This is a genomic window from Streptomyces sp. NPDC021080 (genome assembly GCF_044333225.1).
In the GTDB taxonomy this organism is placed as follows: domain Bacteria; phylum Actinomycetota; class Actinomycetes; order Streptomycetales; family Streptomycetaceae; genus Streptomyces.
This window is the reverse complement of record NZ_JBIRQM010000002.1, coordinates 643,646-669,954: the sequence shown is the minus strand read 5'-3', so window position 1 is coordinate 669,954 and position 26,309 is coordinate 643,646. Positions and strand designations below refer to the sequence as shown.

The following is a 26,309-nucleotide window of genomic DNA, read 5'->3' as shown; positions in this document are numbered from 1 at the left end:
CCGTCAGCGGGCGATGCCGGGTCCGCGGGGGACCGGCGTCAGTTCCACAGCGGGTAGGTGACCTTGTGCGCGTAGCCGTCCGGGTGGTCGTGGGTGTAGACCAGCGTCATCCGCGTGTAGTGCTGCAGCTGCGGCCTCTTCTTCCACTGCTGCGGGTGGTCCAGCACGACGACGACCGGGTACGAGTGGAATTTGCCCGCCGCGCAGTACGGCTTGCAGTCGTTCACCATGTTGACGCCCCGGGCGACCGCGGAGTTCTGGTTCCAGTGCGACCAGTGGAGCGAGACCAGGCGGCTGTTGCCGTCGCCGCAGGCCAGGATGAAGTCGGTGGGGCGCACATCCGGGTGCCACAGGCAGTCCACGAGTACGGGGGGCGCCTGCCGCTGCTTCGCGGGGTGCGAGGCGGCGGGGGCGGCGGATGCGGCGGGGCCGGGGGTGGCGGAAGCGGTACCCATCACCGCTGTGAGCGCCGCGGCCGCGAGGACGGTGAACGCGGTCCGGATCGAGTTTGTGCGCATATCAGCTCCGTGCGGGACGCTCTGTCATGTGGCCGTCAGCGTGTCGGCTCTGCCTCGACGCTACGGCCTCGGTGTGTGATGTACCACTCATACGGATTAACGATGCCATTTCGTAAGAAGTGTCCAGCATCGGTACACAGGGCGACACGTCGGCACACAGAGCCACGCGGGGAAACGCGGCGCGACGCATCCATGCGCACAGTGACGCGCCGGAACACCGGACGACACGACGGGCGCGCACGGCTACACTCTCGCCGCCGTAGAATTCGTCCGTGATGAATAAACCCGGCTCGCATCGCGGGCGCCGGCCGGGAAGCCCGGACACCCGGGCCGCGATCCTGGACGTCGCCCGGCGCCGCTTCCTGGAGGACGGCTATCACGCGGTGACCCTGCGGTCCGTCGCCGCCGAGGCCGGGGTCGACCTCGCCCTCATCAGCTACTACTTCGGCTCCAAGAAGGGCCTGTTCGGTGCCGCTCTGGCGCTGGGCGCGAACCCGGCCGAACTCCTCGCACGGGTCGTGGAGGAAGGGGACCTCACCACCTTCCCCGAACGGGTCGCCCGTCAGGTCGTCGCCGTCTGGGACGACCCCGTGACCGGTCCGCCCCTGATCGCGATGCTGAAGACCGCGATCGACGACGACTCCCTGGGCGCGCTGGTGAAGGAGGCGGTCGAGCGCGAGATCGTCGACCGGATCGCGGGCCTCGTGCCCGGACGGGACGCCCGGCACCGTGCCGCCGCGTTCACCACCGTGATCGCCGGACTGATCGCCGCCCGCTATCTGCTGCGCCTGGAGCCGGTCGTCTCCATGACGACCGAGGACGTGGTCCGTTTCATGAGCCCGCAACTGCGGCAGGCACTGCTCGGCCCCGGACGCCCCGCGCGAAGGGCCCGGCCGCAGGGGCGCACGGTGCCGCGCCCCTGATCCGTCGTTCCGTTCCACCTTGTTCCGTTCCGGCCCAGGGTGCGGGGCGCGACGCGCCGAGGACCGGCGCCTCGCGCGGTGCGAGGAGCCGGTCCGGTCCTTTCAGCGGCCGTCTCGGAAGGCGGCCGTCTCAGAGGTGCGAGGGCTGCTTCCGTGCGCCGACGGCCTCCGGCGTGTCCTGCGGCTCGGCGGGCGCCTCCGGTCGCGGAGCGGAACGCAGCAGCGCCGCGACGGCGACGGCGGCGAGCAGGGCGGCCCCGGCGGCGGCGGCGAGCGCCAGGTGCATGCCGTCGACGAAGGCGGTCGTCGCCCGGGCGGAGACCGGACCGCCGACGGCGTGGGCGGCGGCCAGCGAGGAGCGGGCCGCGTCCGCCACCTGCTGCGGCAGACCGGGCAGGCTCAGGTGGTTGCGGTAGGCGGCGCTGAGCAGGCTGCCGAGGACGGCGATCCCGAGGGCGCCGCCGAGCTCACGCGCCAGGTCGTTCATGGCCGAGCCGACGTTCTGCAGCGAGCGCGGCAGGGCGTCCGTGATGGAGGTCGTGGCCGGCGTCATGGCCAGGCCCATTCCCGCGCCCAGCGGCACGAGACCGGCCGCGATCAGCCAGTACGGGCTGGACGCGTCGAGCCGGGAGAGGACCCCCATGCCCGTCGCGACACCGGCGAGACCGGCCACCCAGGGTCCCCGGAAGCCGAACCGGCCGACCAGCACAGGGGCGGCGCGGGAGACCGGCACCATGGTCACCGCCATGGGCAGCATGGCGGTGGCCGCCATCAACGCGCTGTCGCCCCGCACCAGTTGCAGGTACTGCATCATCACGAAGACGAACCCGAAGAACACGAAGAACTGAAGCATGATCGACAGCGAGCCCGCGGCGAAGTGGCGGTTGCGGAACAGCCGGGGGTCCAGCAGCGGGTTCTCGCGGCGCAGTTCGAAGAGGACGAACCCCGTGAGCACCGCGAGACCCAGTCCGATGCCCGCGAGGGTGACCGGGTCGGCCCAGCCGCGGGTCGGAGCCTCGATGACCGAGTAGACCAGCGTGACCAGGCCCGCCACGGCGAGAAGAGCCCCGCCGACGTCGAGCCGCGGCTGCTGCGGCTCCGCGGACTCGGGCACGAACAGCAGCGTCCCGACGAGGGCGACCAGGGCCAGGGCGACGTTCAGGAGGAACACCGAGCGCCATGACCAGCCCTCCAGCAGGGCCCCGGAGGCGAACAGGCCCACCAGGGCACTGGCTCCGGCGACCGCTGCCCAGACGCTCACCGCCCGAGCCCGCTGGGCGCGCGGGAACGTGCTGGTGATGGTCGACAGCGTGGCCGGCATGACCAGCGCCGCGCCCACTCCGAGGACGCCGCGCAGCGCGATGAGCGCCGAGGGCTCGGTCGTCAGCGCGGCGGCGGCGGAACCGGCACCGAAGATCGCCAGTCCCGCGAGCAGGGCCCGCCTGCGGCCGAAACGGTCCCCCAGGGCGCCGGCCGGCAGCAGCAGCGAGGCGAAGACCAGGCTGTAGGCGTCGATGATCCAGGACAGCTGCGTCTGCGTGGCATGCGTCTCGCGGGCGAGAGAGGGCAGCGCCACATTGAGCGACGCCATGGCGGCGACCACCGTGCCGAGGGCGAGGCAGGTGACCACCAGGACCAGGTTGTGGCGTGCGGCCGGTGTGGAACCGGCGGCGGGGGTGAGCGTGGAGGGCATGTGCTCCGTCCTTCGTCCGAGCGGTCCGGGAGGTTCCCGGTGCCTGGACCCAGAGTCGGGAGTCGGGGACACGATTTCCATGTTGATGAATTAGGGGTACGGGCCGACGGCCGGTGTCGAGGGGCCGCGTACGAACACGGTCCCTCGGCACCGATCCAGGCGGAAACGCAGGTCAGCGGGCTGGGGTGCCAGGGGCGGCGATTCACCGGGGACGAGCTCGCCGACGCCCCTTTTCCCGGATCGGTACGACTGACCGGCACCTGTTGAATTTCCGGTCCCTGACCTGTTCCTTGCCCCGTCCTTTGGCCCTGCCCCTGCCCCGTCCCGAGGGCCCGGGCGAGCGCGTACCGGTCTCCGCGTCCGGAGGGCGGGGACCGGACCGGCCCGGAGGGTTTCGGTGCTTGGGCCGGGCGAGCCGCGGCCGAGTGGAGGAGGCGGCAATTCCGTTTGTCTGTCGGGTAGTTGACATCAGGTCAGCGCATCGGCGAGTGATGTAGATCATGGTCTGGATCCAGCCCTGTTGTCCGGATTTGCTGGGTTCAAGTGGATCAAGGAATCGCCGGTGCGATCTTATGATGATGCGTCAAATCACAGTAACTACATACAAGGTGACCTTTACATGCGGATCTCCGTCGTCCAGAAGTCGCTCGCCGTCGCGACCGCCTCGATCGCCCTCGCCGTCGGATTCACGGGGAGCGCCAGCGCCGCCGCCTATGACGGCCAGGACCCGATCTCCAGCGGTTGCGCGAACACCGCCATCACGGCGAAGTCGAGCGGGATCTACGTCGGCAGCACCCAGGTCGGCACGATCGAACTGCGCTACAGCACCGCCTGCCGCACCGTCTGGGCGCGCGTGCGCTCGACCGGCCCCTACGGCACGGCCACCATCACGCGCACCTCGAACTGGGACTGGGACCGGTGCGACAGCCTGTCCTGGAACTCCTCCATGGGGCAGTACTCCTGCTACACCCCGATGCTGAACGACGCGGGCGTCCAGTCCTACGCCTCCGGTTCCGCCTCGGCGTCCAACGGCTACAACTCGGGCCAGGTCGACACCGCCCGCTACTGAGCCCGAGCCGTGTGCCGCCGTCCGCCACGGCCGGACGGCGGTCCTGTCTCACCGATCGACGCAATGAACACCGGAAGGACTTCAGGGATGAAGCTCAAGAAGATCGTCGGCACCGCCGTCAGCGCGGTCATGCTCGCGGGCCTGGGTACCGTGGCCACCGCCACGAACGCCTCGGCGGGCGGCAACTGTTACATGATCCAGTGGTACAACGCGGACCGGGCCCCGCACAGCTGGTGGGTTCCCGACCACAACCTCTCCTACGCCCCCGGCACTCAGGACGGCTGCGTGATCATCCTGCAGCAGATGCTGAACCAGGCCTACGGGGCCGGCCTCGCGACGGACGGCTACTTCGGCCAGAACACCCTGAAGTGGGTCAGGCAGTTCCAGGGCGACTTCCACTGCGCCGGCGGCGTCGACGGCATCGCCGGGCACAACACCATGAGCTGCCTGGACTGGGTCACGGGCAACTACCAGATCTCCTGAACGGCCCTCGCGGCCCAGCTCCTGGCCCCGCACCGCCGGGGCCAGGAGCTGGGCTCCGCGGATCCACGTCGCCGACGGCGCCCGTGCCCGCCGCAGCCGGTCCGCATCGTCACCGAACCGAGTGGTCGAGTTCGGCGCACCGTTCGACGACGGGCGTCAAGGGCCGAGTCGGCGGGTCCCGGGGTGCGTCGGGAGGTCGGTCACCCGGCGGCCGACGTCCCGGGGTGCGTCGGGAGGCCGGTCACCCGGCGGCCGACGTCCCGGGGTGCGTCGGGAGGCCGGTCACCCGGCGGCCGACGTCCCGGGGCGCGCCAGGAGGTCGGTCACCTGGCGGCCGACGAGCTCCCAGGCCGTGGCCGGAAGACGGCCGAAGGAACCGTCGCGCAGGGTGCGCAGGATCTCCTCGGAACCGCCGTGGCACACGGTGCTCTCGCTGAACACCTCGTCGTCGGAGCGGACCGCGACGCGCAGGCGGGCCCGGCCGCCGTCCCCGGCGTGCAGGGCGGCGGCGACGACGAGCGGCGACGGCCCGCCCGGCTCGGCCGCGGCCTTGTGATAGCTGCTGGTGACCGGTGTCCGCCAGCGCAGGCTCAGGAGCAGCTGACGCTTGGCGAGCACCTCGGCCAGGTCGGTCTCGGTGACGCCTTCCGGCTCCAGGATCACCGCGCGGGCGTCCAGGACGAGCGCCGCGGGCAGCAGACACCGCAGCGTGCTGCCGACGATGTTGCCGCCCACCGTGGCCGTCCGGCGCACGGCGCCGGTCCCCACACCGGCGGCCGCGCGGCGGAGCACCTCCGGCACCCGGTCGTCTATCCGGTTCAGCACCACGGCGGCACCGAGGGACTCGTGCCCGATCGTGTTGGCCTCCGGGAGATCGCGCAGCGACATGGCGTGGTCGGGGAACCCGTCCCGTTGCCAGGTGGCCCACACCAGCGTGGCGCCGCCGATCGGCACTGCTCCTTCGGTCAGGCACTCCTGTGCTTCGGACACGGACGAGGGCAGACGCAACAGCACGACAGCCGACCTGCTTTCCTGGTGACTTGGCGGCGGGGTACTAGGTGTCTTGGCGAAATCGCCGTCGACAGGCGCATTTTCACCGTTCGGACGGGGGCGCGTACAGAGCACACGCCCTCGACCGGTGCGCCCCGCCGTGCGGACACGCCGAGCCGGGGCCGGCCCGCGTCGTCCGCGCTCGTGGGGCGGCAGGAGCGCCCGTCACTTTCCCTTCCCGCGCCGCGAGTTGCTTCGTACCGCTGTCAACTACCCTGGTGGGAACCGGAATAGGCCGCCCATCGTCCGCCGTGCCGGACCACGGTGATCCGGCGCCCGAAGCAGCTCGTCATCCAGGAGTCGGTCAGGGCTTCGTCGACGGGTCCCTGTGCGAGGACGCGCCCCTCGCGCAGGAGCAGGGTGTGGCTCACGGCGGGGGACAGCTCCTCCAGATGGTGGGTGACCGTCACGGTGGCCAGCTCCGGGCGGCTCCCGGCCAGCCGCTGCATGGCCTCGACGAGATCCTCGCGGGAGGGCAGGTCCAGGGCGTTGAACGGCTCGTCGAGCAGCAGCAGGGCCGGCTCGGCCATCAGCGCCCTCGCGATCAGGATCCGGGCCCGCTGCCCGCCCGAGCAGACCCCGTACGGCCGGTCGGCCAGTTCCTTGATGTCCAGCTCGGCGAGCAGTTCGTGGCCCCGCCGGCGCACCTCGGCGTCGTACTTCCGCCACAGCGGTTGCACCGTGCCGGTGTGGCCCGTCAGGACGACGGCGTGCGCGTCGAGGTCCTGCGGTACGCGCTGGGCCGTGCTCACATGGCCGATGCGGGCACGCAGCTCGCGCACGTCGACCCGGCCGAGCCGGGAACCGAGCACCTCGACGCTCCCCGTGGTCGGATGCATGAGCGCGCCCAGCAGCCGCAGCAGGGTCGTCTTGCCCGCGCCGTTGGCTCCGAGCAGGGCCCAGTGCTCACCGGCCCGGACCGTCCAGTCGATCCCCGCGAGGATCACCTGGCTGTTCGTGTGACGGTGGACGCTCACATCGCGGAGCGCGACCACCGTCTCCCCGTCGGCGACGTCCGACTCGGTCCGCACCTCGGCCATGTCCGGCTCCCCTCGATCGGTCGGCGCGCCTCACACACTAGTTGCAGTGAGCATCTTGTTGCCGGTGCGTCCGCTTAGTGGACGGTGGCGGTCACTTGAGGATGTTGACCGCGCGGGCCACCACCAGCACCACGGTCATCAGGGAGACCGTGGACTGGAGCATCATCAGCATCTTGGCCCAGCGGGACAGCGGCATCACGTCGGTCGGGCTGAACGCGGTGGAGTTGGTGAAGGAGAGGTACAGATAGTCCAGGAACGCCGGCTCCCAGTCGGGCGGCGCGGATTCGGGGCTCTGCATCTGGACGAAGAGGAAGTCGGCGAACTGCCGTTGGCCCATCATCCGGTTCGCCGGTCCGCCTCGGTCCAGCTCCCAGTACCACAGGGCGAACACGATGACGTTCGTCAGCCAGATGTTGCCGCCGGTCAGTAGCAGCGTCGCCGCGCCCGACCCCTCGGTGCCGTGGACCAGGCCCCGCACCAGTTGGGCCGCGGCCCAGCCGTTGGCCAGGCTGATCAGGCAGATCAGAGCCAGGCCCAGCGACCGCAGCCGTCTGTTCCGGGGTTCGACCCGGCGGGGGTTCGCGGCGACGAGGCCGATCAGCAGGACCACCTCCAGGCCCGGCAGCACCCCGAACGGCAGCAGGGTCAGATGCTCCGGCAGCTTCAGCTGGAGGGCGACCGCCGCCAGGATCGCGGCGGTCACCGCCCAGCGCGGCTCACCGTGCGTCGCCCTCCGCCAGGCGGGCGCCACCTCACGCCCGCCGGACTCCAGGAGCCGTTCGATCCTGCCGAGCCGGCTCTCGGTGTCGTTCGATCTTTCGTCCATGCGGGTGATTGTCGCGTGTCACATGTTGATCATGTGGCCGGCCAGCCCGTGAACGGCCTCCTTGACCGCCTCGCCGAGGGTCGGGTGCCCGTGCACATTGCGCGCGACCTCGTGCACCGTCAGGTCCCACTGCTGTGCGAGCGTCAACTCCGGCAACAGCTCGGTGACTTCGGGGCCGATCAGATGGGCGCCGAGGAGTTCGCCGTAGCGGGCGTCACTGAGGATCTTGACGAATCCGGCCGTCTCACCGAGACCGTGGGCCTTTCCGTTCGCCGTGAACGGGAACTTCGCCACCTTGACGTCGAAGCCCCGCTCGCGGGCCTGCGCCTCGGTCCAGCCGAAACTGGCGATCTGCGGCTGGCAGTAGGTCGCCCGCGGGATCATCACGTAGTCGAGTTCCATCGTCTCCGCGTCGGCGATCGTCTCGGCGGCCACGATGCCCATCGACTCGGCCGCGTGGGCCAGCATGAGCTTCGCCGTCACGTCACCGATGGCGTAGATGTGCGGCACGCTCGTACGGCACCGGGCGTCGATGTCGATCGCCCCGCGGTCGGTGAGTTTCATGCCGGTGTTCTCCAGCCCGTAGCCCTGCACACGGGGCTGGAACCCGATCGCCTGCAGCACCTTGCCGGCTTCCAGCGTCTGTCGCTGGCCGCCCGTGGTCACCATGACCTTGACCCGGTCCCCGGAGTCGTCGATCGCCTCGACCCGGGTCGAGGTCAGCACGTTGATGCCGAGCCGCTTGTAGCGGCGGGCCAGTTCGGAGGAGACCTCCTCGTCCTCCAACGGGACGATCCGGTCGAGGAATTCGACGAGGGTGACCTGGACGCCGTAGTTGTGGAGCACATAGGCGAACTCCACACCGATGGCGCCGGCGCCCGCGATGACGATGCTGTCGGGGAGGGTGTCCGAGAGGATCTGCTCCTCGTACGTCACCACCCGCTCGCTCAGCGAGGTTCCGGGGAGCAGCTTGGTGGTGGCGCCGGCGGCGACGATGCAGTGGCCGAAGGTGACCGTCTCCGCGCCGCCGTCGGACAGGGCGACGTCGAGGGTGCGGTCGTCGCGGAAGGTGCCGCGGCCGGTGTACTGGGTGATCTTGTTCTTCTTCATCAGGTAGTGGACGCCCTTGACGCGGCCGTCCGCCACCTTGCGACTGCGGGTGAAGGCGGCCCCGTAGTCGAAGCTCACCTCGCCGTTCACCTGGATGCCGAAGGTCCTGGCCTCCTGGGTGAAGATGTGGGCCAGCTCCGCGTTGCGCAGCAGCGCCTTCGACGGGATGCACCCCACGTTCAGGCACACACCGCCCCAGTACTTCTCCTCGATGATCGCAGTGCTGAGTCCGAGCTGGGCCGCCCGGATCGCCGCGACATATCCTCCCGGGCCGGCGCCCAGGACCACCACGTCAAAGTGTGCGCTCATGGCGGCCAGCCTAGAACGCCACCGGTCTCGGAGACGGGACGGGCGCGGCCGTGAACGCCCGGGACCGGTCGGCGCCGCGGCACGCGTGAGGGCCGGCCCCGGGCGGGGCCGGCCCTCACTTCGGGCGTCAGACGAGGTCGAACCGGTCCAGGTTCATGACCTTGTCCCAGGCGGCGACGAAGTCCTTCACGAACTTCGCCTTGGCGTCGTCGCTCGCGTAGACCTCGGCGAGCGCGCGCAGTTCGGAGTTGGAGCCGAAGACGAGGTCGGCACGCGTGCCGGTCCACTTGACCTCGCCGGTGGCGTCGTCGCGGCCCTCGAAGGTGGTCGCGTCCCCGGAGGTCGCCGTCCACGTCGTGCCCAGGTCGAGCAGGTTGACGAAGAAGTCGTTGGTGAGCTGTCCGGGGGTCGCGGTGAGGACACCGTGCGAGGACTGCCCGTGGTTCGCGCCCAGGACGCGCAGACCGCCGACGAGGACGGTGAGTTCGGGCGCGCTCAGGGTCAGCAGGTTGGCGCGGTCGAGCAGCAGGTACTCGGCCGGAAGCCGGTTGCCCTTGCCGAGGTAGTTGCGGAAGCCGTCCGAGGTCGGCTCCAGCGCGGCGAAGGACTCCGTGTCGGTCTGCTCTTCCGTCGCGTCGACGCGGCCCGGGGCGAAGGGCACCTGGACGTCGTGACCGGCGTCCCGGGCGGCCTTCTCGACCGCGGCGACGCCGCCGAGGACGATGAGGTCGGCCAGCGAGACGTGCTTGTCGCCGGAGTTGAAGTCACGCTGGATGTTCTCCAGCGTGCGCAGCACCGTCGCCAGCGTGTCGGGGTCGTTGGCCTCCCAGCCGCGCTGCGGCTCCAGGCGGATGCGGCCGCCGTTGGCGCCACCGCGCTTGTCGCTGCCGCGGAACGTCGAGGCCGACGCCCACGCGGTGGAGACCAGCTGTGCGACCGTCAGGTCCGAGGCGAGGATCTTCGCCTTGAGGGCGCTGACGTCCTCGGCTCCGATGACCTCGCCCTCGGCCTCCGGCAGCGGGTCCTGCCACAGCAGGGTCTCCTCGGGGACCTCCGGGCCGAGGTAGAGGGACTTCGGGCCCATGTCACGGTGGGTCAGCTTGTACCAGGCCCGCGCGAATGCGTCCGCGAACTCGGCCGGGTTCTCGTGGAAGCGGCGGGAGATCGGCTCGTAGACCGGGTCGAAGCGCAGCGACAGGTCGGTCGTGAGCATCGAGGGGGCGATCTTCTTCGAGGAGTCGTGGGCGGCCGGGACGGTGCCCTCGCCCGCGCCGTCCTTGGGCTTCCACTGGTTGGCGCCCGCGGGGCTCTGGGTCAGCTCCCACTCGTAGCCGAAGAGGACGTCGAAGAAGCCGTTGTCCCACTGGGTGGGGGCGGTGGTCCAGGTGACCTCCAGGCCGGAGGTGATGGCGTCGGCGCCCTTGCCGGTGCCGTACGTGCTCTTCCAGCCCAGGCCCTGCGCCTCGATCGGTGCGGCCTCGGGGTCGGCGCCGACGCTCTCCGCCGGGCCCGCGCCGTGGGTCTTGCCGAAGGTGTGACCGCCCGCGATCAGGGCGACCGTCTCCTCGTCGTTCATCGCCATCCGGCGGAAGGTCTCACGGATGTCGCGGGCCGCGGCGATCGGGTCCGGGTTGCCGTTCGGGCCCTCGGGGTTGACGTAGATGAGGCCCATCTGGACGGCGCCGAGCGGGTTCTCCAGCTCACGGTCGCCCGTGTAGCGCTCGTCGTCGAGCCAGGTGGTCTCCGGGCCCCAGTACACGTCCTCCTCGGACTCCCACACGTCCTCGCGGCCGCCGCCGAAGCCGAAGGTGTCGAAGCCCATCTGCTCCAGGGCGACGTTGCCGGCGAGGATCATGAGGTCGGCCCAGGACAGGCTCTGGCCGTACTTCTTCTTGACGGGCCACAGCAGACGGCGGGCCTTGTCCAGGTTGCCGTTGTCCGGCCAGCTGTTGAGGGGAGCGAAGCGCTGCTGGCCGGCACCGGCGCCGCCGCGGCCGTCGCTGATGCGGTAGGTGCCCGCGCTGTGCCACGCCATACGGATCATGAAGGGGCCGTAGTTGCCGAAGTCGGCGGGCCACCAGTCCTGCGAGGTGGTGAGCACCCCGGCGATGTCCTGCTTCACGGCGGCGAGGTCGAGGGCCTCGAAGGCCGCCGCGTAGTCGAAGTCCTCGCCGAGCGGGTTGGCGACGGCGGGGTTCTTGGCGAGGATCTTCAGGTTGAGCCGCTCCGGCCACCACTGGCGGTTTCCGCCGCCCTGGGTCGGGTGCGGAGCGCGGCCGTGCGCGACCGGGCAGCCGCCCGCGGCCTCCGAATTCGCGTCGGTGACGATCGCGTCATGGTTCTCAGACATGGGAATCCTTCCGGACAGGCCGATCTTGGTGCTCAGCGACTGCGGGTGGGGGGAACAGCCGGGGCGGGGCCCCGGCGGGTGGCCCCGGAACCGCCGACGGGGTCGACGGGGAGGCCGTGGTCTTCGGGCGGGAACGGGCGAAGGGGCCGGCCGGTCGCACGGCCGGGGGCGGGGACGGCGTACGCGGCTCGCGCCGGACCGGCTGGACCGGTCCGAAACGGGGTACGCATCCCGCCACGGTGAGCGGACGGAGGGCTGGGTGCGACGTGCTGGGAAGTGCAGCGCCGGGTTGCCCGCCACGGCGGCGATCGCGTCGTCGCCGAGGGGGTCCCGGGCTCCGGGAGGGTCCCGGGCTGCGTGTCACGACGGCCGTCACCCGCAGACCGGCGCCGTGGGGTGCCACGGCGGTGGTCCCGACATCTGTGTCTCTCCTGCCCGTACCGAAGTCTTCTTGTCCCTTGGCCAGTGCCAAAACCGATCCTACGATGGACAGAGTCCAAGTCAAGAAGAACACCAGACCCATATCCGATCGGACCCAGGATGCGCACAGATAAACTGCGGGTTCCCACTGATCCCGAAAAGGTGAACCGATATGAGTGACCTGCTGGAGCGACTGCGCGAGCGTGGCTGGCGGATGACTTCCCAGCGGCGCGTCGTTGCGGAGGTCCTCGACGGCGACCACGTGCACCTCACCGCCGACGAGGTGCACGCCCGCGCGGCCGAGCGGCTGCCCGAGATCTCCCGGGCGACCGTCTACAACGCCTTGGGGGAGCTGGTCTCGCTCGGTGAGGTCATCGAGGTGGCCACCGACGGCCGGGCCAAGCGCTACGACCCCAACGCGCACCACCCGCACCAGCATCTCGTGTGCTCCAGCTGCGGCACCGTCCGTGACGTCCACCCGACCGGCAACCCGCTGGCCGACCTCCCGGCGACGGAACGCTTCGGGTTCACCGTGGCGGCCGTCGAGGTCACCTACCGGGGGCTGTGTCCTTCGTGCGCATAGGACCCGCCCCGATCGCCGCCTAGGCTTCCGCCGTGAACGAGATCGAGTGGGACACCTCACAGCCGATACGGATCAGACCGGGCGGGCCGGCCGACGCACGGGCCGTTCTGGACATGCTCGACGGAGCGGTGGTCTGGATGAACGCCCGCGGCAACACCGAGCAGTGGGGCACGACCCCGTTCTCGGCGACGCCGCACCTGGTGGAGCTGATCCACCGGTACATGACCGAGAACGCCACCTTCGTCGCGGAGGCGGACGGTGCGCCGCTCGGGGCCGTGGTCCTCGACACCGGACCCAACCCGAAGATGCCGATCGAACCCGCCGGGGAACCCGAGCGGTACGTCCGGCTGCTGGTGTCGGACCGCCGCTGCGCCGGACGGGGCATCGGGGCCGCGCTCCTCGCCCGCGCCGCCGAGGAGACCCGGCGGGCCGGCGTCGAACTGCTGCGGGTCGACTGCTGGGCGGGCGGAGGGGGCGAACTGGTCGCGTTCTACGAGCGCCAGGGCTTCACCCCCACCGAGCCGTTCCTGTCCGGGACCTGGCCGGGCCAGGTGCTGGCCCGGCGGATCGGCGTACCGCCCGGTCCCGGCGGTCAAGAGGGGTAGCCGGCGACCGGCCCGGTCCCGGCGGTCAGGCGAGGTAGTCGGCGACCAGTTCGGCGAACTCCTCCGGTGCCGCCAGTCTGATCCCGAGGGTCTCGGCCTTGGCGCGCTTGGACCCGGCGCCCTCCCCGGCGACGACCAGGCTCGTCTTCTTCGACACGCTGGAGGAGGAACGGCCGCCGGCCCGCTCGATGAGCTCGTTCATCTGGTTGCGGCTGAGCTGTTCCAGCGCCCCGGTCATCGCGCCGGTGACCACGACCGTCATCCCGGCCAGCGGACCGCCGGCCGCCTCGCCCGGCTCCGCTTCCGAGCCGTCCTCACCGGGCGCGGCGGGCGGGGTGGCCCCGGGCTCGGTCATGTTGACCCCGGCGGCGACGAGTCTGTCGATGAGCGGGGCCAGTTCGGCCAGCTCCGCGACGATCGAGGGGGCCTTCTCCGTGCCGATGCCATCGACCCGCTGCATCGTTTCCGCATCCGCCGCGCGGACCTCGTCCATGGTGGCGAAGTACCGGGCGATGCGCCGGGACATGGAACGGCCGGTGCCGCGCACACCGAGCGCGCACAGCACCCGGGACAGCGGCTGGCCCTTGGCCGTCTCGATCGCCGCGAGGAGGTTGTCGGTGCTGGTCTCGCCCATCCGCTCCAGACCGAGGAGCTGCTCGCGGGTCAGGCCGAACAGACCGGCGAGATCGGTGACCAGACCGGCCTCGACGAGCTGCACGACCCGTGTGTGACCGAGGCCCTCGATGTCGAGCTGGTCGCGGCCCGCGGCGTACGAGAGCGCGGCGACCAGATGGCAGTTGCGCCCCTGCTCGCAGCGCCAGCGCTGCTCACTGGTGTCGATCGCGGATCCGCAGTTCGGGCACGCCGTGGGGAAGGCGATGGGCTGTTCCTCACCGGTGCGCAGATGGGCGACGGGCGCTTCGATACGGGGGATGACGTCCCCTGCGCGGTGGACCATCACATGGTCGCCCAGCCGCAGATCGCGACGCGTGATGTCGGCCGGGTTGTGGAGGGTGGCGTACGTGATGGTCGAGCCGTCGATCTCGACCGGTTCCAGCACGGCGCGCGGGGCGATGATGCCGGTGCGGCCGACGTTCCACTCCACCGCCAGCAGCCGGGTGATCTTCTCGACGGCCGGGAGCTTGTACGCGATCGCCCAGCGCGGCGCGCGTGTGCCGGACCCGGCGGCCCGCTGGTCGGCCGCGAGGTCGGCCTTGACGACGATCCCGTCGATCCCGAACGGCAGCTCGGCGCGCAGCGCCGCGATCTCCTGGACGCGGGCCAGGACCTGCTCGGCGTTCGTCGCCGTGATGCCGGGGACGGCCGTGCTCGCCGTGGTGTTCACCCCCAGCTCGGCGGCCCGCGTCATCAGTTCGCTGTGCGCGAGCTCGTCGAGTCGGGCGGCGGTGTCCGCGTCGGTGCCGGGCACCGGCAGCAGCCCGTAGCCGAAGAAGGTCATCGGGACGGTGTAGGCGCGCTCCTTGGCGCGCAGCGTGCCCGCCGCGGCGTTGCGCGGGTTCGCGAACGGCTGCCCGCCGTGCGCGGTGCGCACCTCGTTGGCGTGCTCGAACTGCGCCGTCGTCATGAGGACCTCGCCGCGCACCTCCAGGGTGAGCGGCTCGGTGAGCTCGCCCGGAAGGCCTTCGACCGTCCCGATCGCGTGCGACACGTCCTCGCCGGCCGTGCCGTCCCCGCGCGTGATCAGCCGGGTGAGCCGGCCCTGGACGTAGCGCGCGGCGATGGCCAGGCCGTCGAGCTTCGGCTCGACGCCGTACCGCTCCACCTCGTGACCGGTGCGCCGGGCCAGCGACGCCGTCCAGGCGGTGAACTCCTCGGGCGAGAAGACGTTGTCCAGGCTCAGCATCGGCACCGTGTGCGGGACGTCCCCCTCGACGGCGCCGCCCGCGACCTTCCCGGTCGGCGACTCGGGCAGCACCTGATCGGGATGCGCGGCCTCCCACGCGGCGATGCCCCGCACCAGCCGGTCGTACGCGTCGTCGTCCAGCACGGAGGTGCCGCCCTCGTAATAGGCGGCCGACGCCTTCAACGCGTCCTCGACCGCCTGCGCGTAGGCGACGGCGTCCACGATCACTGCAACAGGTGTTGTCATACCCGCCATCCTGCCTGCCACCACTGACAATGCCCTCCCGGCGGCCCTGTCGGGGCACGCACTTCGGGCGATGCGGGCAACACCGTCACGCGGAGGTGACAGGGGCCCCGGGAGTGAAGTAGACCTGGGGAACCAGGGCGGGTTCCGGGTCCCTTCGCGACGGCCCCGCCCCAGCCCCGCCAGCCGACTTCAAGGAGTGGCCCATGCTCGCCGCGCTCGGTCTCGGTCCGGCCGAGGAGGAGATCTACCGTCTCCTGGTGGCGCGTGGACGGGCGGCCGTCCACGAACTGGCGGTCCACAGCGGCCGTTCCGAGTCCGAGACGCGTGACATCCTCGGCGGCCTGGCCGGGCGCGGCCTCGTCGTCCCGCAGCCGGTCGAGGGCGCGGCCACCCTCTTCGTGGCCGCGCCTCCCGCGGTCGCGCTAGGCGGGGAACTGCGGCGGCGCCGCGAGGAGTTGAGCGCCGCGGAGCACGCGGTGCTCACCCTCGCGGAGCAGCACCGCACGGGTGCCGAGGGCGGTGCGGTGGAGGTGATCAGCGACATCGACGCGGTACGCCACCGGTTCCGGCAGCTCCAGGAGTCCGCCCGGCACGAGGTGCGGTCGATGATGGTGCCCGAACAGAGCGTCGTCACGCGCGACGACAACACCGCGGAGGGGGCCGGGATCCGCCGTGGTGTGCTCTACCGGACGATCCTGCACCGGGACGCCCTGACCGAACCGGGAGTGGTCGCCCAGGCACTCGCGGCACTGGCGGCCGGACAGCAGATCGGGGTCGCCGACGCCGTGCCGGTCAAGATCATGATCGCGGACCATGACCTGGCCATGCTGCCCCTGTTCAGCGGCCGCAACACCGCCGCCGCCTCGGTGCTGGTGCACCCCGGAGGACTGCTGGACGCCCTCGTCGCCTACTTCGAGCTGGCCTGGGAGCAGGCGTACCCCCTGTCGCCCCACACGGCGGGAGACGGGCTCGTGGAGCAACGGCCGGACGAGATAGACGAGTTCGACGCCCGGATGCTGGCCCTCGTCCTCGCCGGACTCACCGACCAGGCGGTCGGCGCACGCCTCGGCGTCTCCCGCCGCACCGTGCAGCGGCGGATCGGTGAACTCATGGCGCGGGCGGGCGCCGAGAGCCGTATCCAGCTCGGCTGGCACGCCGCCCGCAAGGGCTGGGCCTGACGGCCCGCTCAGTGGCTGCCGAGGTCCTGTCCGACACTTCGCGTCGTTGCCCGGGGGGCGGCCGCCGGGCGGTGATCGCGGGACGGCCGCCAGGGCGTCAGTGCCCCCGGACGGCGGGAGAGTGCCGCGCGGACCGGGTGACGACGAGGTCCGGTTCGCGTGGACCGGGGGGCAGGCCCGTGTCGACGTCGGCCTGCCGCAGCTCGGCCAGCAACTCGGTCTGTCCGGCGAGCAGTTCGGTGAGGATGCGGCGGGCGGCGCGCAGCAGTTCGGCGACGTCGCCGCCCGCCAGCGCGTAGCTGACGGTCGAGCCCTCGCGGATGGACACCACGATCCCCGAGCGGCGCAGCACGGCGAGCTGCTGTGAGAGGTTGGACGGTTCGACCTCGATCTCGCTGAGCAGGTCGCGCACCGAGACGGGGCCGCTCTGCAGCAGTTCCAGGACGCGGATGCGCACAGGGTGTCCGAGCATCCGGAAGAACTCGGCCTTGGCCTGGTAGAGGGGAACCTGCCTGGTCAAAATCGTTCGCTCCCTGCCGCCTGGGGACGGGCTGTTTCTCCGGCTGGTGCGGTGGCTGTCCGCCTGCCCGCCGCGGACGGTGCCCGAGAGACCGATCCTGGCGGCTCCGCCTCCGCACGCCCACGTGATTGACTCCATCTGGATGTACCCAATTGAAGAAATCTTCAAGTCGTGGGCATGCGAAGGCGCGGAGAACGTGGCTGTCTACACCTCTAGTTCGGCTTCGATGCGCGCGAGCTGATGGCGGGCCATGGCCAGGTTGGACGTCGCCTTGTTGAGCACGAGGTACAGGAACAGCCCGTTGCCGTCACGGCCGGTGAGCGGCCGGATCAGGTGGTACTGCTTCTCGAGCGTGATGAGTACGTCCTCGATCTTGCTCTTGAGTCCCAGGTGTTCCATGGTGCGCACCTTGGCCCGGACCACGTCGGTGTTGCCGGCCGCCGCGACGTTCAGGTCGAGGTCCTTGCCGCCCCCCAGCGTGCCGAGGGCCATGCCGCTCGTGTAGTCGACGAGCGCCACGCCCAGCGCGCCCTCGATCGACGTCATCGTCTCCTTGAGGGAGATCTCCACATTTGCCATACCGATGTCTCCTTCGGGTCACCGCGCGGACGGAGGAGTTCCCGACCGGCCGGTGTCCCGGACCCTACGGACCCTCCGGCGTGGGCAGCCGGGTTGTTTCGGGACTGACGGAAGGAGCACCGATGAGCACTTCGAGGAGTGGGGAATCGATCGTCGCTGATCGACCCGTGATCACGAATGTCGTTCGGCGGTGAAGCGGGCGATGGGCGTGGAGCGGCGGCCGACGGCCCGCCGTCTCACCCGTCCGCCCGGGATCCGGGACGCGCCTCGCGTGCGGCGAACTCCGCGAACCACGCCAGCATCTCCGGGTGGGTGACGGACCCCTCGCTGCTGACCTCACCGGGGCGAGCGCCCTGGAGGACCCGCTTGACCGGGACTTCGAGCTTCTTGCCGGTGAGGGTGCGCGGGACGGCGGGGACCGGCACGATCACGTCGGGAACGTGGCGCGGGGACAGCCGGCTCCTGATGGCCGAGACGATGTGCCGGCGCAGTCCGTCGTCGAACGCGGTGCCCTCGACGGGCACGACGAACAGCGGCATGAAGTAGGCGCCGTCGGGCTGTTCGACACCGATGACGAGGCTGTCGGCGATCCCGGGAAGCTGGTCGACGACGGCGTAGATGTCGGCGGAACCCATGCGTACGCCCGAGCGGTTCAGGGTGGAGTCGGAGCGGCCCGCTACGACGACCGACAGGTCGGCGTCGACGGTGACCCAGTCGCCGTGCCGCCAGATTCCGGGGTAGGTGTCGAAGTAACTGGCCCGGTAGCGGGCGCCGTCCGGGTCGCCGACGAAGTGCAGCGGCATGGACGGCAGGGGCGCGGTCACCACCAGCTCGCCCTGTTCGCCCGTCAGGGGGCGTCCCTCGGGGTCCCAGGAGGCCAGGGCGACGCCGAGGGCGGGGGCCTGGATCCGGCCGGCCCGGACGGGCAGCAGCGGGGTGCTCCCGGCGAGGACCGAGCAGACGTCCGTGCCGCCGCAGATGGACTGGAGCCGTACGCCGGGCGTCAGCCGGTCGTGGACCCAGTGCCAGGTGCCGGTCGGCAGGGTCGACCCGGTCTGCAGCACGGTCCGCAGATTCCGGAGTCCGAACGTCTCCGCCGGCCGGGTGTCCGCCTTCTCCGCGGCGGTGAGATAGGCGGCGCCCAGGCCGAGCACGGTCGCGCCCGTCTGTTCGGCGATCCGCCAGGCGCCGTCGATGGCGGGATACGTCGGGCTGCCGTCGTACAGGACGACGGTGCTGCCGTGCAGCAGGCCGCCGACCAGGAAGTTCCACACCATCCAGCTGGTGGAGGTGATGAAGAGGTAGCGGTCCTCGGGGCGCAGATCGATGCCCAGGCCCAGTGCCTTGAGCAGTTCGACCACGATGCCGCCGTGACTCTGGACGATGCCCTTCGGGATGCCCGTGGTCCCCGAGGACCACAGGATCCACAGCGGGTGGCCGAAGGGGACGTCGGCGCATTCCAGTGGACCGTCCGCCGCGGGCAGCGCGGCCCAGGCGTGCTGGTGGATGTCCGTCCGCCCGGACCACGGCTCGGCCGGGGCCGGGAACAGGCTGTCGACGGCGAGGAGGTGGCGGAGGGTGGGCAGGCCGTCCGCGAGTTCGGCGACGTCGGGGCGTTTGTCGTAGGTCTTGCCGCCGTAGCGGTATCCGTCCGCCGCCACGAGGACCACCGGCCGGGCCTGGCGGAGCCGGGCGAGCACGCTGGGCGTGCCGAAGTCCGGGGAGCAGGCCGTCCACACGGCGCCGACGGCGGCCGTGGCGAGCAGCGCCACCACGGTCTGGCGGAGGTTGGGGAGATACCCGGCCACGCAGTCGCCGGGTTCCACGCCCATTTCCCGCAGTGCCGCCGCCACGTCGGCGACCTGCCGGCGGAGCTCCTCCCAGGAGGTCTCCTCGGGGGTGCCGCCCTCGGTCAGGGTGACGAGCGCGGGGCGGACGTCCGTGGCCCGGGCGAAGCAGCGTTCGGCGAAGTTCAGCCGGGCGCCGGGAAACCAGTCGGCGCCCGGCATCGACGCCTCGCCCAGCACCGTGTCGTAGTCGCTGACCGCGTCCAGCCCGTAGAACTCCCACACCGCCGACCAGAATCCCGCGAGGTCGGTGGAACTCCACCGCCACAGCTCGGCGTAGTCGGAGAAGTGCAGACCCCGTGCTTCGCCCACCCAGGTCATGAAGCCCGCGACGTTGGAGTCCTCCAACTCGCGGCGACCGGGGGACCACAGCAGGTCGGTGTCGGTGTTCATCGGTGCCTTCCTGGGCTGGACGCGGCGTTCAGCCGGTTTCGACTTCGCGGAGCAGTTCTTCCGCGCGCGGCCACGGGCCGTAGCCGGACGCGGGGTTGAGATGGCCGACCTCGCCCAGTTCCACCAGGGCGGCGCCCCAGTCGCCGGCCAGCGCGGCCACCCGCTCGGCGGTGCCGAGGGGGTCGTTCGAGCTGGCGGCGACGACGGCGGGGAAGGGCAGCGGGGTCCGGGGCACCGGTGTCCAGCCGTTCTCGCCGAGTACCTCGGGGGTCGGATACCCCTCGGGGAGCGGGGTGCCGAAGTCCGGCGGTGTCACGAGCAGCGCTCCGCGCACCTGCGCCGTGCTTCCCTGGGCCCAGTGGACCGTGGTGATCACCCCGGCGCTGTGCGCGACGAGCACGACGGGCCCCTCGGCCCCCGAGACCACCTTGTCGAGCACCGCCACGCGGGCCTCGCGGCTCAGCGTGTCCTCGGTGAGCGGGGGGACGATGCGTACGGTGCGGCCGGACTCGGCCAGCCGCTCCGCCAGCAGGGTCTGCCAGTGGTCGGCCACGTGGTCGCGCAGTCCCGGCACGATCACGACCACCGGGTCGGCGGTGGGGCTCACGCGGTCACCACCGCGTCCTCGGGCTCCGCCGCCGGGGCGGGGGTGCCCGTCAGACGGAGCAGGTCACGCTCGTAGAAGTGGCGGCCGACCAGGAACGCGAGGGTGGCGGCGAGCGCCGTGAGCGGGACGATCCGCAGGGCGCCGAGCAGCCCCATGCCGTCGGCCAGCGCACCCGTCACGGCGGGGCCCGGGGCCAGTCCGAGCAGGCTGTTGGCGAAGGTCAGGGTGGCGAAGGCCGTCGCGGAGATCGACGCGGGGGTCAGGTTGGCCACCATGGCGGTCGCGGGTCCCGCCGTGCCGGCCGCCAGCAGGGCCCCGGCCGCCAGAACCGCCAGCTGGAGCGGGCCGGTCGGCAGCTGGAAGGCGGCCATGAGCAGGACGAGCGAGCCCATGCTGAACCCGATGGCGACGGCCCATTTGCGGATGGGGAACGCCCGGCTGATGCGGTCGGAGACGATGCCGCCGCCGATCATGCCGACGCCGATGACGAGGATGAAGACTCCGGCGGTCGCGCCGGCCTTGGCGGTCGGCATGTCGTAGTAGCGGTTGAAGTAGCTGGGCAGCCAGGCCATCAGGGAGGCGGCGACGAACAGTTGGAGACCGCTGCCCACGTAGGCGCTGACCACCGAGACGGAGGAGAACAGCCGGGGCAGCAGCGCGCGCAGCCGTCCCTGGGGTCCGGGCTCGGGCTCGCCGTCGGCGGAACCGCCCTCCGGCTTCAGTCTCTTCTCGGTGACGACGACGCCGTAGACCGCGGCCAGCACCAGACCGAAGATGCCCATGGCGCCGAACGCCCAGCGCCAGCCGAGGTGTTGGGCGACGGCGCCACCGATCGACACGCCGAGGACCGAACCGAAGGCACCGCCGGCGATGAAGGCGCCGGAGAGGGTGGCGCGCAGGCCTATGGGGAAGATGCTGAGGACGACGGCGATGCCGACGCTTCCGTACGCCGCCTCACCGATGCCGACGAACAGCCGGCCGACGAGCATCTGGTCGTAGCTCGCGGAGACCGCGCAGCCCAGGGTCGCCACGCTCCACATCACCGCGGCCAGCAGCAGGCTCTTGACCCGGCCCCAGCGGTCGGCCATCAGGGACATGGGGAACGTGAGCAGGCCGACCATGAGGGCGACGACGCTGCTGAGGGTGCCGAGCTTCGCGTCGGTGAGCAGCCACTCGCTCTTGAGGTCCGGGAAGACGGCGTTGAGGACCTGCCGGGACATGTAGTCCGACAGCAGCAGGCCGAAACTGAGGGCGAAGACCACCCAGGCATAGCGGCGGGACACGGGCCATCCGGACGAGGCGGTCGTGTCCGTCTCGGAGAGGGGCCCAGCAGTGGTGTGCAACTCCATTGTCATCACCTCACGCGCTGTTGGAAAAAGGAGGTTAGAACGGTCTGTCGCCGACGATTCCCGCGCGCTCCATGCGGCGGACGGCGGGCCAGTAGTCCTGTACGGCGTAGTGCTGGGTGGAGCGGTTGTCCCAGATGGCGACGCTGTTCGGGGTCCAGCGCCAGCGCACCTGGTACTCCGGGATCGCGGCCTGGGCGATCAGGTAGTTGAGCAGGAGGCCGGCGCCGGGGGCGAAGTCCTGCCCGAACCGGACGTTCTCGGGCGTGTGGTAGTTGACGAAGTGGGTGGTGAACGCGTTGACGAAGAGGATCTCCTCACCGGTCTCCGGGTGGACGCGCACCACCGGGTGCTCCGCGTCCGGGAACTGCGCCTTGAGGGCGTGCCGCCTCTCCTCGGACATCACGGCGCCGAAGGTGGCCTCGATGCTGTGCCGGGCCCGCAGCCCCCGGATCTTGGCACGGATCTCCTCGGGCAGTCGCCGGTAGGCCTCGGCCATGTTGACCCAGATCGTGTCCCCGCCGACGGGCGGCCCCTCGATGCAGCGCAGCACGGCGCCCATCGCCGGGTTCTCGCGCCAAGTGCCGTCCGTGTGCAGGGCGTTCTCGTAGTGCTCGGCCGGACTGTCCAGGTCCTTGTAGATCCGCACCAGACCCGGGTGCTCGGGGTCGCTGCCCGCCACCGGGTGGTCCTCCAGCGCGCCGAACCGTTCGGCGAAGGCGACGTGTTCGGCGCGGGTGAAGTCCTGGTCGCGTAGGAACAGCACCTTGTACTGGAGCAGCAGGGACTTGATCTCGTGGAAGAGGTCGTCGTCGCGTGCGGCGTCGCCGAGGTTCACGCCGGACAGTTCCGCGCCGATCGAGCAGGTCAGCGGTTCGACCCGGATCGAGCCGCGGTGGTGGGCGCGGACCGGCGCGCCCTCGGGGGGAGCGAGCGTGTGTTCCATGGTGCTTCCTCCTGGTGGCAGTGGAGTTGACCGCGGGTCAGTGGTGGGCTCAGAGCACGAAGACGGACGATCCGGTGGTCCCGCCCGCCTCGAGTTCGCGGTGCGCCTGGGCGGCGTCCTCAAGGGCGTAGCGCTGGTTGACCTCGATCGTGATGCGGCCCGAGCTGACGTGGTCGAAGAGTTCGCCCGCGAGTTCCGCCCGTTCCGCGGGGTCCGCGATGTAGTCGGCGAGCGCGGGCCGGGTGACGAACAGGGAGCCCTGGACGGCGAGTTGCATGGCGTCGATGGGCGGGACGGGGCCGGAGGCGGTGCCGAAGCAGACGAGCAGTCCGCGGCGGCGCAGCGAGGCGAGCGAGGAGGCGTACGTGCTCTTGCCGACGCTGTCGAAGGCGACCGGAACGCCGGCGCCGTCGGTGAGTTCGCGCACCCGCTCGGCCACGTTCTCGCGCCGGTAGTGGATGACGTGGTCGCAGCCGTGCGCCCGGGCCAGTTCGGCCTTCTCCTCGGTGGAGACGGTGCCGATGACGTTCAGTCCGAGGAGCTTGGCCCACTGGCAGACGATGAGGCCGACGCCGCCCGCCGCCGCCGTGAGCAGGACCGTGTCACCCTCCTTGAGGGGGTGGATCCTGCGGAGCAGATACGCGGAGGTCAGACCGCGCATGGTCATCGCGGCGGCGGTCTCGAAGGAGATGCCGTCCGGCAGGTGGATCAGGGAGCCGGTGGGCATGACCCGCTCCGTGCTGTACGCGCCGAGCGGGCTTCCGGTGTACGTGACCCGGTCGCCCTCGGCGAACCCGGTGACGCCCTCGCCGACCGCCTCGATCACGCCCGCCGCCTCGACGCCGAGACCGGCGGGCAGCGGCGCGGGGTAGAGCCCGGTGCGGAAGTAGGTGTCGGCGAAGTTGAGTCCGACGGCGTGGTGACGGATCCGGACCTCGCCGGGCCCGGGGTCGCCGACGACGACCTCCTCCCAGCGCAGGACCTCGGGACCGCCGGTCTCCTTGAATCGAATGGCGTGGGCCACGGGGGCGCTCCGTTGTTGGTGTCGGGTGGATGGGGAGAGGAAGGGGCCGCCGGAGCCGGGGGGTCTGGCCCCGGCGGCCCCGTGGCGTGACGGGTGAGGTCCCCGCGCCGGGCCCGGTCCTGGCTGCGGTTCGGGCCGGCCAGGTGCGGGTGCGGCCCGGGTCGGGTCGCGGTCACGTGGGTTACGGGCGGTCGGGCCGTACCGGCTGTCCGCCCGGCGGCAGGGCGGGCCCTGCCGCGGTCCGCGCCCCGCCGGGCGGTCCCGGCGTGATGGCGGGACCGTCGGATCAGGCGTCGCGGAGCATGAAACCGCGCTGTCCGGGACGGCGGTTGGGCACCATGCCGAGCTGGGCCAGCGTCTCGTCGGTGCTCGAGTAGGTCTCGCCGATCTTGTAGATCTTCCGGGCCTCCGCGCCGGTGGCGATGTCACGGCCGAGCGCCTGGGAGATCTGCACCATCTGCTCGACCTGCTCGACGCTGGACATGCGCTCGCCCTTGCGCCGCCACAGGTTGTCCTCGTTGCCCACCCGGACGTGCACACCGAGCGCGATGCCGATCGCGTTCATGGGCGCCACGGCACGCATGGAGCTCTCGATGGTGAGGACGGCGCCGTCGGGCACGCGACGGACGAACTCGATGAGGTCGGCGGGGTGCCGGCCCGCGAAACCGCCGCCGATCGCCACGTAGTTGAGGACCAGCGGGCCGGAGTAGACACCGGACCGGATGAGTCGCTCCACGGTTTCGAGCTGGGCGAGGGTGGCGAGCTGGAAGTGCGGCTGGATCCCGCTCGCGCCGAGCCGCTTGAGGTGCTCCAGGTAGAAGTCCGGACCGGCCTCCAGGTACATGTCCCGGTACGCCTTGTAGTAGTCCGGCTTGGCGATCGAGGTGCCCTCCAGGTCGTCGTCGGTCATGATCTCGACGATGTTCATCTGGCTGGTGTTGATCGCGATGGTGACCTGGTCCGGCTTCGGGTCCAGGTCGGCGAGCATGTGACGGCTGTCGAAGTCGAGCCACTTGGCTTCCGAGCCCTCGCCCTCGGGGGCGAAGGAGATCGACCCGCCGATCTGCAGGACCATGTCCGGCACGGCCTCGCGCAGCCGTCCTATCAGCTCGTTGAACATGGACAGCCGCTTGGAGCCCTTGCCGTCGAGCTCGCGTACGTGGATGTGGAGAACGGTGGCACCGGCGTTGTAGCAGTCGACGGCCGCCTGTACGTGCTCGTCCATCGTCAGGGGAAGGTCGTCGGCGTCGCCGGGAAGCCATTCGGGGCCGTAGGGAGCGGCCTGGATGACGAGTTTTTCCTGGTTCTCGGGGAAGAGCGAGTCGTCGTGGAAGTGCACGGTCCGTCTCCTTCGTCGGATCTGTGATCACGTGCCGGGGGCGTCGCCGCGTGCGGCGCGGGCCTCGGGATGTCCGGCGGGATCGATGCGGGTCACCGGTGACAGCGGGCGCGAGCAGGCCCACTGCGATCGGCCGGTCCGGAGGGAGCCAGGGGGAGTAGTGGCTCCCTCCGACGGCCGACCGCGTCTTCTGTGCGGTGGTGCAAAGGTAGGGCCGAGTCCAGGGACGTGCTTGCCATCAGGGGACAGATGATTTGTCATTTGGGGACATCGTTGCTGCGGAGCGCCGACGGACACGGCGCACGGCCGAGGTGCGGGCCCCACCCGTCACTCCAGTCGCAGAAGGGGAGTTGCTAAGGGGTCCTGCTGCCGCGCCACGCTCTCGGGCTGCACCCGAACTGTTCGCGGAACCACCGGGAGAACCCGCTCAGCGACGAGAACCCCAGCAGGTCGGAGATCTCCGTCAGTGGCCGCCGGGGATTCGCGACGAACTGCTCCGCGAGATGGCGGCGGGTGACGTTGAGGAGCGAGGAGAACGTCTCGCCCGACGCGGCCAGATGGCGGTGGACGGTGCGCCGGTCGACGCCGAGGCTGCGTGCCACCTGTTCGATCGAGCAACGCCCGGTCGGCAGCAGGACCTCGATCAGTTCGCGCACCCGGTCCGCGGCGGTGGTGTCCTTCGGGACGGCGATCGCGTCGAAGTACTGGCGGGCGTACTCGCGCATCAGCGGGTCCGCCATGGCGTTGGGCGCGTCCAGGTCGTCGGCGTAGAAGACGATCCCGTCGAGCTCGCGGTCGAACTCCACGATCGGCCCGAACGCGTGCTGGTGCGCCGAGGTGTCCGCCGGCGCGGAGTGCCGGAACCAGACGGACAGCGGCTGCCAGCGGGCGTGCAGGAAATCGCTCAGGATGCGGTGGTACGCGGCGACGGCCAGTTCCGTGGCCTGCCGGGACTCCATCGCCTCGCCGAGCCGCAGATCCACCTTCAGTGTCGCCAGTCCGTCCCCCTCGGACAGCCGGGTGTGCAGCACCTCGTTGTACATGTACTGGTGGCGGATCAGCATTTCCAGCGCGCTGCGTACGTCCGGTTCCTCGCGGACGACCAGGCTGATGGGGCCGAGCGTGGAGAAGCGGCGGAACTCCGCGAGCCGTACCCCGAAGTCCTCGTGACCGGACTCGGCCGCCGACAGTTCCAGCACCTGGACGGCCGCGGTGCCGGAGATCCACCGGTCCTGGACGGTGAGGGCGGCGGTGTCCAGACCCACCCGCTTCAGCAGTGCCTGCGGATCGATCCCGAGGGAGCGGCACAGCTCGACATAGCCGCTCAGGGCGGCGGTGCGGACCAGCGGTCTCATGGGCGCGCTCCAGGGATGTCCCGAAAAGCCAAGTCTCCTGTCCCGTCACGACAAGCGCGGCGGTGGTCGAGGAACCTAGCATGACG

General features: G+C 71.0%; 23 protein-coding genes. 6 read left to right on the top strand and 17 right to left on the bottom strand.

From position 1 onward, the window contains the following. Positions 1 to 38: 38 nt before the first annotated feature. Positions 39 to 518 carry a hypothetical protein gene (locus ACH4S8_RS07010; RefSeq protein WP_398391642.1) on the bottom strand — a complete coding sequence of 160 codons (480 nt, stop codon included), beginning with the start codon at positions 516 to 518 and terminating at the stop codon, positions 39 to 41. Between the two features lie 275 nt (positions 519 to 793). Between ACH4S8_RS07010 and ACH4S8_RS07005 the strand changes: the two genes are divergently transcribed. After that, on the top strand, positions 794 to 1,441 hold the full coding sequence (locus tag ACH4S8_RS07005; protein WP_398391749.1) for a TetR family transcriptional regulator: 648 nt from the start codon (positions 794 to 796) through the stop codon (positions 1,439 to 1,441). A gap of 130 nt (positions 1,442 to 1,571) precedes the next feature. Here the strand turns inward: ACH4S8_RS07005 and ACH4S8_RS07000 are convergent, their stop codons facing one another. Further along, positions 1,572 to 3,134 (bottom strand): MFS transporter, encoded by a 1,563-nt coding sequence (locus tag ACH4S8_RS07000; RefSeq protein ID WP_398391641.1) that lies wholly within the window; start codon positions 3,132 to 3,134, stop codon positions 1,572 to 1,574. Between the two features lie 619 nt (positions 3,135 to 3,753). On the opposite strand from ACH4S8_RS07000, the gene ACH4S8_RS06995 reads away from it, so the two are divergent. Next, positions 3,754 to 4,203, top strand: a complete 450-nt coding sequence (locus ACH4S8_RS06995) for a DUF2690 domain-containing protein (protein WP_398391640.1) — start codon at positions 3,754 to 3,756, stop codon at positions 4,201 to 4,203. A gap of 87 nt (positions 4,204 to 4,290) precedes the next feature. Continuing rightward, positions 4,291 to 4,686: a peptidoglycan-binding domain-containing protein gene (locus ACH4S8_RS06990; RefSeq protein ID WP_398391639.1), complete on the top strand. Its 396-nt coding sequence runs from the start codon at positions 4,291 to 4,293 to the stop codon at positions 4,684 to 4,686. A gap of 282 nt (positions 4,687 to 4,968) precedes the next feature. Here the strand turns inward: ACH4S8_RS06990 and ACH4S8_RS06985 are convergent, their stop codons facing one another. From ACH4S8_RS06985 to katG, 5 genes are all read right to left on the bottom strand, one after another. Next, on the bottom strand, positions 4,969 to 5,700 hold the full coding sequence (locus ACH4S8_RS06985) for an FAD binding domain-containing protein (protein ID WP_398391638.1): 732 nt from the start codon (positions 5,698 to 5,700) through the stop codon (positions 4,969 to 4,971). Between the two features lie 242 nt (positions 5,701 to 5,942). Next, complete coding sequence (locus tag ACH4S8_RS06980) at positions 5,943 to 6,776, bottom strand: ABC transporter ATP-binding protein (protein WP_398391637.1); 834 nt, start codon at positions 6,774 to 6,776, stop codon at positions 5,943 to 5,945. Between the two features lie 91 nt (positions 6,777 to 6,867). Continuing rightward, positions 6,868 to 7,602, bottom strand: coding sequence for a hypothetical protein (locus tag ACH4S8_RS06975; protein WP_398391636.1), 735 nt, complete (start codon positions 7,600 to 7,602; stop codon positions 6,868 to 6,870). 18 nt (positions 7,603 to 7,620) lie between these two features. Then, positions 7,621 to 9,021, bottom strand: a complete 1,401-nt coding sequence (gene lpdA, locus ACH4S8_RS06970) for a dihydrolipoyl dehydrogenase (protein ID WP_398391635.1) — start codon at positions 9,019 to 9,021, stop codon at positions 7,621 to 7,623. Positions 9,022 to 9,148: 127 nt separating this feature from the next. Then, entirely contained in the window at positions 9,149 to 11,371 is a 2,223-nt protein-coding gene (gene katG / locus ACH4S8_RS06965) for a catalase/peroxidase HPI (RefSeq protein WP_398391634.1), read from the bottom strand. Between the two features lie 592 nt (positions 11,372 to 11,963). Between katG and ACH4S8_RS06960 the strand changes: the two genes are divergently transcribed. Both ACH4S8_RS06960 and ACH4S8_RS06955 read left to right on the top strand, forming a co-directional pair. After that, positions 11,964 to 12,374: a Fur family transcriptional regulator gene (locus ACH4S8_RS06960; protein WP_398391633.1), complete on the top strand. Its 411-nt coding sequence runs from the start codon at positions 11,964 to 11,966 to the stop codon at positions 12,372 to 12,374. A gap of 113 nt (positions 12,375 to 12,487) precedes the next feature. Continuing rightward, positions 12,488 to 12,979: a GNAT family N-acetyltransferase gene (locus ACH4S8_RS06955; RefSeq protein WP_398391748.1), complete on the top strand. Its 492-nt coding sequence runs from the start codon at positions 12,488 to 12,490 to the stop codon at positions 12,977 to 12,979. Positions 12,980 to 13,004: 25 nt separating this feature from the next. On the opposite strand, the gene ligA is transcribed toward ACH4S8_RS06955, so the two are convergent. After that, positions 13,005 to 15,098 (bottom strand): NAD-dependent DNA ligase LigA, encoded by a 2,094-nt coding sequence (gene ligA / locus ACH4S8_RS06950; RefSeq protein WP_398391632.1) that lies wholly within the window; start codon positions 15,096 to 15,098, stop codon positions 13,005 to 13,007. Between the two features lie 194 nt (positions 15,099 to 15,292). On the opposite strand from ligA, the gene ACH4S8_RS06945 reads away from it, so the two are divergent. Continuing rightward, positions 15,293 to 16,267, top strand: a complete 975-nt coding sequence (locus tag ACH4S8_RS06945) for a helix-turn-helix domain-containing protein (protein WP_398391631.1) — start codon at positions 15,293 to 15,295, stop codon at positions 16,265 to 16,267. Positions 16,268 to 16,364: 97 nt separating this feature from the next. Here the strand turns inward: ACH4S8_RS06945 and ACH4S8_RS06940 are convergent, their stop codons facing one another. The 9 genes from ACH4S8_RS06940 to ACH4S8_RS06900 all read right to left on the bottom strand — a co-directional run bounded on the left by ACH4S8_RS06940 (position 16,365) and on the right by ACH4S8_RS06900 (position 26,223). Then, positions 16,365 to 16,739 carry an ArsR/SmtB family transcription factor gene (locus ACH4S8_RS06940; RefSeq protein WP_398391747.1) on the bottom strand — a complete coding sequence of 125 codons (375 nt, stop codon included), beginning with the start codon at positions 16,737 to 16,739 and terminating at the stop codon, positions 16,365 to 16,367. A gap of 252 nt (positions 16,740 to 16,991) precedes the next feature. Beyond that, positions 16,992 to 17,366, bottom strand: coding sequence for a hypothetical protein (locus ACH4S8_RS06935; protein WP_339127370.1), 375 nt, complete (start codon positions 17,364 to 17,366; stop codon positions 16,992 to 16,994). Positions 17,367 to 17,602: 236 nt separating this feature from the next. Then, complete coding sequence (locus ACH4S8_RS06930; protein WP_398391629.1) at positions 17,603 to 19,606, bottom strand: acetoacetate--CoA ligase; 2,004 nt, start codon at positions 19,604 to 19,606, stop codon at positions 17,603 to 17,605. A gap of 28 nt (positions 19,607 to 19,634) precedes the next feature. Further along, the gene (locus tag ACH4S8_RS06925; protein ID WP_398391628.1) at positions 19,635 to 20,213 is read right to left on the bottom strand and encodes an RBBP9/YdeN family alpha/beta hydrolase; all 579 of its coding nucleotides are present in this window, start codon (positions 20,211 to 20,213) and stop codon (positions 19,635 to 19,637) included. Then, positions 20,210 to 21,562: an MFS transporter gene (locus ACH4S8_RS06920; protein ID WP_398391626.1), complete on the bottom strand. Its 1,353-nt coding sequence runs from the start codon at positions 21,560 to 21,562 to the stop codon at positions 20,210 to 20,212. The genes ACH4S8_RS06925 and ACH4S8_RS06920 overlap by 4 nt, the downstream gene beginning before the upstream one ends. A gap of 34 nt (positions 21,563 to 21,596) precedes the next feature. Continuing rightward, positions 21,597 to 22,505 carry a TauD/TfdA dioxygenase family protein gene (locus ACH4S8_RS06915; protein WP_398391624.1) on the bottom strand — a complete coding sequence of 303 codons (909 nt, stop codon included), beginning with the start codon at positions 22,503 to 22,505 and terminating at the stop codon, positions 21,597 to 21,599. Positions 22,506 to 22,554: 49 nt separating this feature from the next. Then, on the bottom strand, positions 22,555 to 23,529 hold the full coding sequence (locus tag ACH4S8_RS06910; protein ID WP_398391622.1) for a quinone oxidoreductase family protein: 975 nt from the start codon (positions 23,527 to 23,529) through the stop codon (positions 22,555 to 22,557). 286 nt (positions 23,530 to 23,815) lie between these two features. Continuing rightward, positions 23,816 to 24,868 carry a 3-keto-5-aminohexanoate cleavage protein gene (locus ACH4S8_RS06905; protein WP_398391621.1) on the bottom strand — a complete coding sequence of 351 codons (1,053 nt, stop codon included), beginning with the start codon at positions 24,866 to 24,868 and terminating at the stop codon, positions 23,816 to 23,818. Between the two features lie 353 nt (positions 24,869 to 25,221). Continuing rightward, positions 25,222 to 26,223: an AraC family transcriptional regulator gene (locus tag ACH4S8_RS06900; RefSeq protein ID WP_398391619.1), complete on the bottom strand. Its 1,002-nt coding sequence runs from the start codon at positions 26,221 to 26,223 to the stop codon at positions 25,222 to 25,224. Positions 26,224 to 26,309: the final 86 nt, after the last annotated feature.

Bases quoted from the DNA above. Each gene is read 5' to 3' on its own strand.
- ACH4S8_RS07010 (WP_398391642.1), bottom strand. From the start codon at position 518: ATGCGCACAAACTCGATCCGGACCGCGTTCACCGTCCTCGCGGCCGCG.
- ACH4S8_RS07005 (WP_398391749.1), top strand. From the start codon at position 794: ATGAATAAACCCGGCTCGCATCGCGGGCGCCGGCCGGGAAGCCCGGAC.
- ACH4S8_RS07000 (WP_398391641.1), bottom strand. From the start codon at position 3,134: ATGCCCTCCACGCTCACCCCCGCCGCCGGTTCCACACCGGCCGCACGC.
- ACH4S8_RS06995 (WP_398391640.1), top strand. From the start codon at position 3,754: ATGCGGATCTCCGTCGTCCAGAAGTCGCTCGCCGTCGCGACCGCCTCG.
- ACH4S8_RS06990 (WP_398391639.1), top strand. From the start codon at position 4,291: ATGAAGCTCAAGAAGATCGTCGGCACCGCCGTCAGCGCGGTCATGCTC.
- ACH4S8_RS06980 (WP_398391637.1), bottom strand. From the start codon at position 6,776: ATGGCCGAGGTGCGGACCGAGTCGGACGTCGCCGACGGGGAGACGGTG.
- ACH4S8_RS06975 (WP_398391636.1), bottom strand. From the start codon at position 7,602: ATGGACGAAAGATCGAACGACACCGAGAGCCGGCTCGGCAGGATCGAA.
- lpdA (WP_398391635.1), bottom strand. From the start codon at position 9,021: ATGAGCGCACACTTTGACGTGGTGGTCCTGGGCGCCGGCCCGGGAGGA.
- katG (WP_398391634.1), bottom strand. From the start codon at position 11,371: ATGTCTGAGAACCATGACGCGATCGTCACCGACGCGAATTCGGAGGCC.
- ACH4S8_RS06960 (WP_398391633.1), top strand. From the start codon at position 11,964: ATGAGTGACCTGCTGGAGCGACTGCGCGAGCGTGGCTGGCGGATGACT.
- ACH4S8_RS06955 (WP_398391748.1), top strand. From the start codon at position 12,488: ATGCTCGACGGAGCGGTGGTCTGGATGAACGCCCGCGGCAACACCGAG.
- ligA (WP_398391632.1), bottom strand. From the start codon at position 15,098: ATGGCGGGTATGACAACACCTGTTGCAGTGATCGTGGACGCCGTCGCC.
- ACH4S8_RS06945 (WP_398391631.1), top strand. From the start codon at position 15,293: ATGCTCGCCGCGCTCGGTCTCGGTCCGGCCGAGGAGGAGATCTACCGT.
- ACH4S8_RS06940 (WP_398391747.1), bottom strand. From the start codon at position 16,739: ATGCTCGGACACCCTGTGCGCATCCGCGTCCTGGAACTGCTGCAGAGC.
- ACH4S8_RS06935 (WP_339127370.1), bottom strand. From the start codon at position 17,366: ATGGCAAATGTGGAGATCTCCCTCAAGGAGACGATGACGTCGATCGAG.
- ACH4S8_RS06930 (WP_398391629.1), bottom strand. From the start codon at position 19,606: ATGAACACCGACACCGACCTGCTGTGGTCCCCCGGTCGCCGCGAGTTG.
- ACH4S8_RS06920 (WP_398391626.1), bottom strand. From the start codon at position 21,562: ATGGAGTTGCACACCACTGCTGGGCCCCTCTCCGAGACGGACACGACC.
- ACH4S8_RS06915 (WP_398391624.1), bottom strand. From the start codon at position 22,505: ATGGAACACACGCTCGCTCCCCCCGAGGGCGCGCCGGTCCGCGCCCAC.
- ACH4S8_RS06900 (WP_398391619.1), bottom strand. From the start codon at position 26,223: ATGAGACCGCTGGTCCGCACCGCCGCCCTGAGCGGCTATGTCGAGCTG.